We start from the raw sequence: 8,897 nt of genomic DNA, 5'->3' as shown, positions 1-8,897 counted from the left end.
CGGGCTCGCCGTTTGCTTGATCACCCATCGCCACGTCCAACGCCTTTGTTAGGGCCTCTTACTGATCGTTTCAGAATGATCGCGAGAGCCGCCGCAGGCAGATGATCGAGCAGGCGAGTTCGAGGAGTCCCTGGTGAAGGTCTGCCCGATGTTCGTAGCGGATGCGTAGGCGCTTGAACTGGTGAAGCCAGGCAAACGCGCGCTCCACGACCCAGCGCACTTTGCCAAGTCCGGAGCCGTGAGCAATGCCGCGTCGGGCGATCATCGGCTTGATGCCGCGCTTCCACAACTGGCGGCGGTACTTGTCGAAGTCGTAGTCCCGGTCGGCGTACAGTCGCCGGGGCCGACAGCGGGGCCGCCCTCGCAGGCCCCCGATCGGTGGGACCGCGTCCAGCAGCGGCAGAAGCTGGGGGACGTCGTGTCGGTTGCCGCCGGTGAGCGTGGCGGCCAGCGGGGTGCCGTTGCGGTCGACGATCAGGTGGTGCTTTGAGCCGGGACGGGCGCGGTCGACCGGTGAGGGACCGACATGATCCCCCCTTTCAGGGCTCGGACGTGTGAGCCGTCGACGGCGCAGTCGTCCATGTCCAGCAGGTTCGCTCGCCGGAGCTCGGTCAGCAGGGCGGCGTGCAGTCGGGGCCACACGCCAGCCTCGGTCCAGTCCCGCAGCCTGCGCCATGCCGTCACTCCGGAGCAGCCCACAGTCTCTGCTGGCACGTCGCGCCAAGCGACGCCGGTCCGCAGCACATACAGCACTCCTGCCAGCGCTGTCCTGTCCGGAACGCGCAGACGTCCGGGGTAGCGACGACGACGCTCGGGAACGGGCGGCAGCAGCGGCGCGATACGCTCCCACAGGGCATCCGGAACAAGATCAGCACGCACCCGCACAGCCTGCCGATCAAGATTGCCAGACGCAAGCTCGCGGACTCGCTGAAGCCATCGATAAGATCGGCCGGTGGTTTCGTTCTGGCAGGATCGACGTACCGCCGATACCGCTTTCACCGCAGCCTGCACTGCAATCGGTCACGGCCCCGACGAGTGCCATGAGGAAGCTGCCGGCACGGCCTTCTGGTGGACCAGCAGCCTTCCTGCGTGGCCTCACGGAGTGATCATGTTCTGGCGGCACGGTCGGGACTGGCAGCTCATCCCCCTGGATCGTGATGAAAACCCAGTCCGGGACGGCACTGAGCGGCTCCCCTGGCCGGCCGAGCTGCCACCGGACGAGGCCGCTCAGCGGGTCGCAGAACTGCTCGCGGAGGACCCCCTAGCGTGAGGCCGCGACCGACGTAGCTGCCATTCTGAAACGAGCAGTTAAACACGACAGGGACGCCCGAAGGCTCAGGCGCTGCGTCGCCTGAGGCCCACGGTCTTCTTCGTCGCGGTGCGCTGGTACAGGTTCAGGTGGCTTGTGGCCAGGAGCGCAGGAGGGCGGCGATCCTCGCGGCGGTGCAGGCGGGATTGCGCAGGAGGTCGCGTAGGGCGATGGCGTCCTCGCGGGCGGGTTTGACCGGGATGCCGGAGGCCTCCAGGTACATGACGCCCGTCGCGGCGGCCACGGCCATGTTGGAGCGCTCCAGCCAGCGGCAGCGGCCGAGGATGTGTATTAGGGCGGCTGCCCGGGCGTAGGGGCCGTCGTAGACGGGCTGGTCCAAGAGTTCAGCCCGGTGGCAGGCGACCGCCGCCACCGGTACCCCGTAGTCGTCGGGGGCGGGATCATCCGCGCCCGCGAGCTCGGCGACCTGCAGGATCCAGGGGACGTCGATGTAGAGCTCCATCAGGCGGCGTGTGCTCCCGTGGAGCGCTGCTCTGCGTCTTCGGCTTCGTCGAAGAGGGCTTGGTGATCGTCGAGGAAGCGCCGTGCGGCGTCCAGACCGCGCTGGCGCATGCCGTCGGCATCGTCGCGCACGAGGGAAGCGATGTAGTCGCCCAAGCTGAGGCCGCGGTCCTTGGCGCGGGCCCTGGCCAGTTCTGCGATCTCGTCATCGACGCGGGCACCCAGTTGTGTCTTTCCCATCCTCCGATGGTAACAGCTGTTACCACGCGAGGGGGCCGGTTCGGACGCCGGTGTGACTGATTCCCAATCGTCGTTGTAGCTGGCAGACCTGCCGGACCAGAAGATGTGGCGCGTCGACCGCGCGGCCGACTACGGCGCCTTCCAGGGCGCGGCCCAGGGCCGGGTCGACCTGGTGCGGATCGAGCGGCACTGGGAGGACATTCTGCGGATCATCGGCTCCATCCGCACCGGCGCGGTGCGGGCCTACGACGTGATCCGGATGCTGTCGCGCGACGGCCGGCCCACCCCGCTGGGCGACGCGATCGCCCACTACGGGCGGATCTCCAAGACGCTGCAGGAGAACAGCGACCCTCTCTCCCCTTTCGGGCATGTAGTCGGTCAGCATTCGGCGTACGGCTGACGTCCAGATGGTTACGCCTGCGCGGTGGGCAGGATGAACAGCTCCGCCAGGTTGACGTGGTCGGGCGCCTCAGCTGCGAAGAGAACAACGTCGGCGACCTCGGAGGGGGCGACGACCCGGATCCCGGCCTGGCTGTCGTGCAACATCTGACGCACGGCGGGATCGCTGGTGGTCTCGGCGAGTTCGGTGGCGACCATGCCTGGCTGGATGGAGGTGACGCGGATGTTGTGCTTCTTGCCGACCTCCATCCGCAGGCCCTCGGAGAAGGCGGTCACCGCGAACTTGGTGGCGGAGTAGACGGTGAAGCCGGGGCCGAACACCTTGCGTCCGGCGATCGATCCCACGTTCAAGATGTGGCCGGAGTGCTGTTCGATCATCTGCGGGAGGACCGCGGCCGTGGCGTTCAGTACGCCCTTGATGTTGACGTCGACCATGCGGTCCCACTCGTCGGTCTTCAGCTCGTCGATGTTCGAGATCGGCATCAGGCCGGCGTTGTTGAAGAGGATGTCGAGCGAGCCGTAGGTGTCGATCAGCTTCCGGACGCCGGCGTTGACGGAGGCGGCGTCTGCGACGTCCATCTCCAGGACGAGTGCCTGGCCGCCCTTCTCCTCGATCTGGGACTTCAGGGCCTGGAGGCGGTCGGCGCGGCGGGCGGCGATGCCGACCTTGGCGCCGGCTTCGGCCAGGGCGAGTGCGGTGGCCGCCCCGATGCCGCTGGAGGCTCCGGTGATCAGCGCGACCTTGTTGCGGATGTCAGTCATGACGTGGTGCTTCTTTCTTGCTGGTGGGGTGTCTGGGGGAGGGGGGAGGTCCGGCTGGGGCGGTCGCGTGCCGTCAGGCGGCGAAGACGGTCTTGGCCTCGAGGTAGGCGTTGAGGCCGTGGACGCCGAACTCGCGTCCGAAGCCGGACATCTTGAAGCCGCCGAACGGGCTGGTGGGGTCGTCGAAGAACTGGTTGATCATGACGCGGCCGGCCTGGATCCGGTCGGCGACGGCCCGGGCCCGGTCCAGGTCCTCGCCGTAGACGTAGCCGTGCAGGCCGAAGGGGGTGTCGTTGGCGATGGCCACGGCTTCCTCGTCGTCGCGGTAGGTGATGACCGACAGGACGGGGCCGAAGATCTCCTCCTGGGCGATGGGTCATGTCGTTGGTGACGCCGACGAAGACGGTGGGCTTGACGTAGTTGCCCGCCTCGAAGCCGGCGGGCTTGCCCTCACCGCCGACGACGCGCCGACCTGTTGCAGGTGGTGAAGGAGGTCGACGAGCGCGTCGAGCAGGTCTTCACCGAGGCGTTCCGGGACACCGCCCGCGAGTTCGAGGGCGTGTTCAGCCGGCTGTTCCCCGGCGGTGAGGGGCGGCTGATCCTCACCGACCCCGTCCGCGCCTTCAAGGCCGCGGCCAGCCGCGCCCTCAACACCGTCAGCGACACCCTCACCGCCCGCAGCGCCCTGGACCGCATCGCCGCCGAGGAACTGGTCATCGCCGCCCTCGCTCTGACCGGCCCTTTGTGGCAGGCCAGCCATCCCGCGGAGAACGTGCAACGTCTGTACCGGGAGGAACCGGAGCTGGCCCACGTCGCCATCGACTTCGAACACAGCCTCACCCGCCTGGTCACCGCCCTCGGCGACGGCCTCATCAGCTGACCGGCTGGGCCTTCGTCAAGGATCTCGCCGCCCGCACCGGCGCCTCCCTGGCCACCACCCGCTGGAACACCGGATCCGTCTTCTCCGCCGTCGCTGCCTACGCCGGCCCCGACCTGATCACCCGCGTCCTCCACCAGCTCCCCACCGGCTACGCCCTGCTGTTCGCACCACCTCGCGGAGTACCCAAACGCCTGGTCCGCTCCATCGCCGCACTGCACCGTGACACTGGTCCGGCTCGCGAGTCTGCTGGACGAGGCTGGTTTCGGCGATGCCATCAGCAGGCCGCGATGGGTCCGCTGCGGCCGGCCCGGCCCCGTCGATCACGCACGTGTCCGGCACCGTCACCAGCGACGTCGAATGCCGCTTCGCCCAATCCGGCATCGCCGCCTGCCGCTTCCGCCTCACCGAGACCCCCAGCCAGTGGGACGCCGCCACACAGAAGTGGCGGGACGGGACCCCGATCCGCTACGTGTGCACCGCCTGGCGGGACCTCGCCCGCAACGCCGCCGAATCCCTCACCAGCGGAGTCACCGTCCTGGTCGAGGGCCGCATCACCGAGATCAAGGACAACTCCATCTACCTGAGCGTCGACGACCTCGGCATCAGCCTGCGCCAGCGCATCGCCTACACCGAAGCCAGCCTGCCCAGCCCGGCCGCCGCCGCTCCCGTCACCCCTCCCCCGGCGCCTCAGCCCGCCGCTCCGAGCGCGCCCCGTCCTCCCACCAAGCAGCCCGGCAATCCTCCCGCCTGGTGGGAAAAGCAGAGGTCCTCCGGCTGGTCCAACACCGCCGCCTCCGACGCCGACGGCTCCCCCCTTCACGTCGGCCGCTGACGCTCTGCCCCCTTCTCCCCTTCACCGCCCACCCCGACGCGGTACCGGTTCGCCTGCCGGTGCCGCGCCATGCCCGAGAGGCCGCCATGCCCGAGAGCACCCTGTCCGAAAGTGCCGCCCGCACCGCGCTGGCCGCCCACTTCTGCCCGGACCAGGTCGCCGCCGACCTCGCCGACTACTCCCCTGCCGAGGTCTGGCAGCGGCACGTGCGCCGCGACAACAGCGGGCGCCTGGCCCAGTACAAGCCGCGCGAGGAACTCCACAACGCAACTCTGACCTGCCGGTTCCCGCAGCCATCCGAGGGGAGGCAATCGCGTGGCCCGCAGGCCGCTCCGGACCTCGCAGCGGCTCTCCAGCCTCCACCTCGTTCGTCAGGGGCTGCCGACAGCCGACGCAGTGGAAGATGGTCATCCTGTCGCCCTCCTTGCAGCCTTCACGCAATGAGAGATGAGCCCGCTACGGCGGTCACCTCGAATCCGCGGCCCGCCACGCTGCGGTGACGCACCCTTCCTCCCAATGCCACCACCCCTTGGCATCGCCATGCTCCAGGAGCTTCCGTATCCGAGGCAGGTCAGCATCCGGTGGAACATCGAGAGCCACCATCTGGAACTGCTCGATCCCCTCACCGGTCGTGCCCAGGTTGTGGAACGTCTCCAGCACTTTCTGCCGAGCAGCACATGAGCCGCCGTCCTTCAGGACGATCAGCCGGATGGTGCAGTTCTCCGAAGCCCGCACCGTCTCACCGGCCCAGCGGACACCCTCCTCGTCGACCTCCACCCGGATGATGTCGTCGCTGGCGACTCCGCGTACGAACCAGGGAGTGTTGTCCAGACGCACGGTCCCGTCACCGAGGTCCACCGCCCACAAGCTCTCCACGCTTGCCGGCGGCCAACCGTCCTCGTCTACTTCCAGCCGGAAATGAACCTTCACATGGTCGTCTCTGACGCTCGCCACGGCACCATCATCCACAGCCGCGGCCATGCAGGGAAACGATCACCTGCCCTATGGGAAGAGATCTACTGCGAGTCGTGCCTGATCAGGCCCCTTCGTGAACATTCGAGTAGTCGAATTGAGGGCGGGAGTCACTGTTCGAGGTGGTGACTGACGTCAGGTCGACGGATCGACGAGAGGGATGTTTTCGTATGGCTTCTCGGCGTGCTTGAGTACGGCTGTCGCCGCTGGCTGATGGCGGTGCAGTAGCTGTGAGATCACGCGCACACCGCCCGGCAGGTCGTCGCGGATCAGCACCTCGAGGTGGTCGGCGCGATGTACGTAACCGCCGTGTTCGCTCTGTACAGATGTGCTGCCGTTGGTCTCCGCCCGGCCCAGGCCGGCCTCCTGGAGCGCGGCGGAGAGTTCCCCGGCAATCTCCTGCGCGAAGCGCCATGGGCGCCCAGCGGCAGGCAGGGTGAGGGACAGCCTCCATGAACGACTGTCAGCCAGCGGGCTGCCACCGAACCAGGCGGCTGTCAGCTTGCCCTGTCCCAGCCCTGCCAGGGTCTCCACGGCCCAAGCCGCTTCCGCCACCGCGACCGGCTCGGACACCGCGCGGAGCAGCGCGGTCTGGCTGAAGCCCGCCCGGCACAGTGCCTCTGAGAGCGGGCCGAGATTCTGGTGACCGTCCGGTCCGGTGCAGCGATCGAGTGCGGCCTGTACCTCGGCGGTATGGACAGCGGGGTCCGCCCGTATAGCATCCAGCAGTTCCGCCGCGCGAACCAGCAGCCTGGACCACGTGGTGAACGGGAAGTCGTCCGATGCGGGCTCCCGCAGGGAGTACAGCGGCATCCCGTCCCGATCGTGCTGCGTCACTGCCCGGCAGCCATCGGGTCGAACCGTCCACTCGATCCCCGCGCCGCGAAGATCCCGCAGGTCGAACCAGTCCCGCGTCTCCTCCCGCACGCCCACCGCTCCAGAGATTGCACCGCCGCTCGTCTCCGTGGGCCGTACCGCGGCGAAGGCCGCGTCCGCCAGCGGCGTGATCGCGTCCAGGTCTTCGTCCTCGGACAGGAAGGCGAAGCGCAGCAGCAACGCCAGCATCGGGCCCGGATGCCGCAGCGCCGGGTCGTGCAGGGCCGCCGCGCGGCACAGCAGGTCGAGTTCCGGCCAGGGCATGACGTGGGGGTGGAAGTGCGCCATGTCGTCCCAGCCCGCCGTCTCGGCCTCTGCAGACTCCGGCGACAGGACGGCCAGATCGACGTAGCCGACGCCCGGTTCGAACTTGAGCCGCAGACCCAGACCGCGATCCAGCAAGAACTCCGCCCGGAAGACCTCCTCCTCCGCTTCCTCGTCCTCCCGTGCCTCCTCGTATGCCTCCAACTCCTGGTCGTCGAAGAGATACAGGGGCCAGAAGTCCGGTTTCGCCATTCGGGCAGCCAGATTGTCGGCAAAGGGCATGTGGGCACGCTATGGGTACGGTCCGACATGACCCCCACCTCGGAGTCCTCCCGGCTCATCGCACTCGTGGGCGGGGAACGATCATTGGCCAGACAGGGAACGATCTTCAGAGCGTCGAATCGCTGCGGATCAGGCCCACTCGTGAACACCCCTGCGCATCGCGCAGGCCTTCGGGTGCACCATCTGCGACGGCACCTATCTCGCCTTCGGAACCGACATCAACCTCCCCCGCCTTCTCGCCTGGATGAACGAACTCCATACCACCCCAACTCTGTTCGGAGACGAGACATGACGACCTGGCTGCGCCTCATCGGCGCATCGATCATGGGCATCCTCGACCCCGTCCCCACCAGGGTGACCTCCCCGATGACCGAGGCGGAAGGCGCCTGGGTCCGCGCGAACGCCTGGACCAGGGGACTGGGCAAGATCGAGGACGCCTATCCCCATGGCTTCCACCGCTGGTGCTCCTGCGAGCGGGGCATCTGCCACCCCTGCGGCTCCGGTCACCACGACCATTGCGTCAGCGCCAGCGGCCCCCGCCTCGACGACTACGCCGGCACCGTCACCGACCGCGGCGGGTTCCGTCGTCGACCAGCTGCTCGCCGACAACGAGCCGGTCACCTTCACCGGCGTGGCGCGCGCCGCGAACGTCTCCCACTGGCTCGTCTACGCCGACGGAGTGCGCGAGCACATCGAGGCAGCTCGGCGCCGCCAGGAACGCGGCGCGACCAACGACGCGCGCACCGGAGCCAGGGAACCGGCCGGATGGAAGGTGGAGAAACAGCTCCTCCAGGAGGACAACCGGCGCCTGTGGCAAGAGGTCGAGCGCCTCAAGGACGCCGTCCGCCGCAGTCTCGGCCAACAGCTCGACCAGATCGGCGCCGCTGACCTGGGCACCCGCGTCGACGAGCTCACCGCGGAGAACCAGCGGCTGCAGGAAGAACGCGACAAGGCCCTCGCCCACGTCCAGACATTGACCGAGCAGCTCAGCGAGGTCCAGGACGACCTGGGCAGCGCCCGGCTCAGTCTGCGCCAAATGATCCGCACCGAGAACCAGGCCCCCTCTCCAGGAGGGCGGCAAAGTCCCTGACCAGTCAGCACGTAGCAGCTGAGTTAGAACCTGATGCTGAAGGGGCCATGCCATGGCGGCACGTCCGTGATGGATCTCTGTGCTGGTCAACCGTCGTGGTCCGGACCCGTGTGGGCTGCCCAACGGGCAAGGAACTCCAGGATGTTGTCGGCGACCGTCAAGTACTGAGGTTTTCGGGTTGTCGTCGGGTGGTGACGGGTCGTGATCCCTGCGGTATGCCGTTGGTATGCGATATCCGGAGGGTGGGGGCCTGACTGCTGAGCGTCGGGCGTTTCGGGAGAAGGTCCGACTCCAGGCAGGTGAGCGGTTCGTGGCGGGTGAGAAGACCGCGGTGATCGCGAAGGATCTGCGGGTGAGTGTGCGGTCGGTGGAACGATGGCGTCGTGCCTGGCGCGAGGGTGGCATGGCGGCGCTGCGTTCCGCGGGCCCGGCCAACTCCCCGACCGTCACCGATGCCCAGTTCGCCGTAGTCGAGGAAGAGCTGGGCAAGGGGCCGGCAGCGCACGGCTTCGACGATGAGCGGTGGACT

12 protein-coding genes and 3 pseudogenes are annotated in these 8,897 nt (G+C 68.1%); 7 read left to right on the top strand and 8 right to left on the bottom strand.

Going from position 1 to position 8,897, the window contains the following annotated elements; genetic code table 11:
- Positions 1-70: 70 nt before the first annotated feature.
- The 3 genes from IE263_RS47785 to IE263_RS47775 form a co-directional block, all read right to left on the bottom strand.
- Positions 71-879, bottom strand: a protein-coding gene (locus IE263_RS47785; RefSeq protein WP_189944422.1) for an IS5 family transposase whose coding sequence is annotated in 2 segments (ribosomal slippage) — positions 71-540 and positions 540-879 — 810 coding nt in all. Because the reading frame shifts where the segments join, the coding sequence is not laid out codon by codon here.
- Positions 880-1,394: 515 nt separating this feature from the next.
- Positions 1,395-1,772 (bottom strand): fic family toxin-antitoxin system, toxin component, encoded by a 378-nt coding sequence (locus IE263_RS47780; RefSeq protein WP_189944421.1) that lies wholly within the window; start codon positions 1,770-1,772, stop codon positions 1,395-1,397.
- On the bottom strand, positions 1,772-2,011 hold the full coding sequence (locus IE263_RS47775; protein ID WP_189944420.1) for a hypothetical protein: 240 nt from the start codon (positions 2,009-2,011) through the stop codon (positions 1,772-1,774). Before IE263_RS47775 ends, IE263_RS47780 begins: the two co-directional genes overlap by 1 nt.
- 79 nt (positions 2,012-2,090) lie before the next feature.
- Here IE263_RS47775 and IE263_RS47770 point away from each other — a divergent pair.
- Positions 2,091-2,345: pseudogene (locus IE263_RS47770) on the top strand (Tn3 family transposase); the annotation flags it as partial.
- Between the two features lie 77 nt (positions 2,346-2,422).
- Here IE263_RS47770 and IE263_RS47765 read toward each other — a convergent pair.
- Positions 2,423-3,172: an SDR family oxidoreductase gene (locus IE263_RS47765; protein WP_189944419.1), complete on the bottom strand. Its 750-nt coding sequence runs from the start codon at positions 3,170-3,172 to the stop codon at positions 2,423-2,425.
- Positions 3,173-3,245: 73 nt separating this feature from the next.
- Complete coding sequence (locus IE263_RS47760) at positions 3,246-3,506, bottom strand: aldehyde dehydrogenase family protein (protein ID WP_229911586.1); 261 nt, start codon at positions 3,504-3,506, stop codon at positions 3,246-3,248.
- Between the two features lie 261 nt (positions 3,507-3,767).
- Between IE263_RS47760 and IE263_RS47755 the strand changes: the two genes are divergently transcribed.
- From IE263_RS47755 to IE263_RS47750, 3 genes and pseudogenes are all read left to right on the top strand, one after another.
- Complete coding sequence (locus IE263_RS47755; protein WP_373312316.1) at positions 3,768-4,052, top strand: hypothetical protein; 285 nt, start codon at positions 3,768-3,770, stop codon at positions 4,050-4,052.
- Positions 4,043-4,216 (top strand): annotated as a pseudogene (locus IE263_RS49390) (DUF2267 domain-containing protein); the annotation flags it as partial. The gene IE263_RS47755 and the pseudogene IE263_RS49390, both read left to right, overlap by 10 nt.
- A gap of 164 nt (positions 4,217-4,380) precedes the next feature.
- Positions 4,381-4,884 (top strand): single-stranded DNA-binding protein, encoded by a 504-nt coding sequence (locus IE263_RS47750; RefSeq protein ID WP_229911583.1) that lies wholly within the window; start codon positions 4,381-4,383, stop codon positions 4,882-4,884.
- On the opposite strand, the gene IE263_RS47745 is transcribed toward IE263_RS47750, so the two are convergent.
- The 3 genes from IE263_RS47745 to IE263_RS47735 form a co-directional block, all read right to left on the bottom strand.
- On the bottom strand, positions 4,869-5,147 hold the full coding sequence (locus tag IE263_RS47745) for a hypothetical protein (RefSeq protein ID WP_189944416.1): 279 nt from the start codon (positions 5,145-5,147) through the stop codon (positions 4,869-4,871). The two genes, IE263_RS47750 and IE263_RS47745, sit on opposite strands and share 16 nt — an antisense overlap.
- Before the next feature lie 202 nt (positions 5,148-5,349).
- Complete coding sequence (locus IE263_RS47740) at positions 5,350-5,865, bottom strand: DUF4265 domain-containing protein (protein WP_189944415.1); 516 nt, start codon at positions 5,863-5,865, stop codon at positions 5,350-5,352.
- Positions 5,866-5,991: 126 nt separating this feature from the next.
- The gene (locus IE263_RS47735) at positions 5,992-7,278 is read right to left on the bottom strand and encodes a hypothetical protein (RefSeq protein WP_189944414.1); all 1,287 of its coding nucleotides are present in this window, start codon (positions 7,276-7,278) and stop codon (positions 5,992-5,994) included.
- A 27-nt stretch (positions 7,279-7,305) separates the two neighbouring features.
- Here IE263_RS47735 and IE263_RS50300 point away from each other — a divergent pair.
- The 3 genes and pseudogenes from IE263_RS50300 to IE263_RS47725 all read left to right on the top strand — a co-directional run.
- A pseudogene (locus IE263_RS50300) lies at positions 7,306-7,803 on the top strand (DUF6248 family natural product biosynthesis protein); the annotation flags it as partial.
- Positions 7,724-8,368 (top strand): hypothetical protein, encoded by a 645-nt coding sequence (locus tag IE263_RS47730; protein ID WP_189944413.1) that lies wholly within the window; start codon positions 7,724-7,726, stop codon positions 8,366-8,368. The pseudogene IE263_RS50300 and the gene IE263_RS47730, both read left to right, overlap by 80 nt.
- Positions 8,369-8,594: 226 nt before the next feature.
- Positions 8,595-8,897 (top strand): helix-turn-helix domain-containing protein (locus tag IE263_RS47725; protein ID WP_189944412.1); only part of this gene is annotated, 303 nt, incomplete at its 3' end.

It is taken from the genome of Streptomyces aurantiogriseus (assembly GCF_014649375.1).
Lineage (GTDB): Bacteria > Actinomycetota > Actinomycetes > Streptomycetales > Streptomycetaceae > Streptomyces > Streptomyces aurantiogriseus.
Note: the sequence above shows the minus strand (reverse complement) of the source record. Positions and strands in the feature narration are given on the sequence as shown.

Bases quoted from the DNA above. Each gene is read 5' to 3' on its own strand.
- IE263_RS47780 (WP_189944421.1), bottom strand. From the start codon at position 1,772: ATGGAGCTCTACATCGACGTCCCCTGGATCCTGCAGGTCGCCGAGCTC.
- IE263_RS47775 (WP_189944420.1), bottom strand. From the start codon at position 2,011: ATGGGAAAGACACAACTGGGTGCCCGCGTCGATGACGAGATCGCAGAA.
- IE263_RS47765 (WP_189944419.1), bottom strand. From the start codon at position 3,172: ATGACTGACATCCGCAACAAGGTCGCGCTGATCACCGGAGCCTCCAGC.
- IE263_RS47740 (WP_189944415.1), bottom strand. From the start codon at position 5,865: ATGGCCGCGGCTGTGGATGATGGTGCCGTGGCGAGCGTCAGAGACGAC.
- IE263_RS47735 (WP_189944414.1), bottom strand. From the start codon at position 7,278: ATGCCCTTTGCCGACAATCTGGCTGCCCGAATGGCGAAACCGGACTTC.
- IE263_RS47730 (WP_189944413.1), top strand. From the start codon at position 7,724: ATGGCTTCCACCGCTGGTGCTCCTGCGAGCGGGGCATCTGCCACCCCT.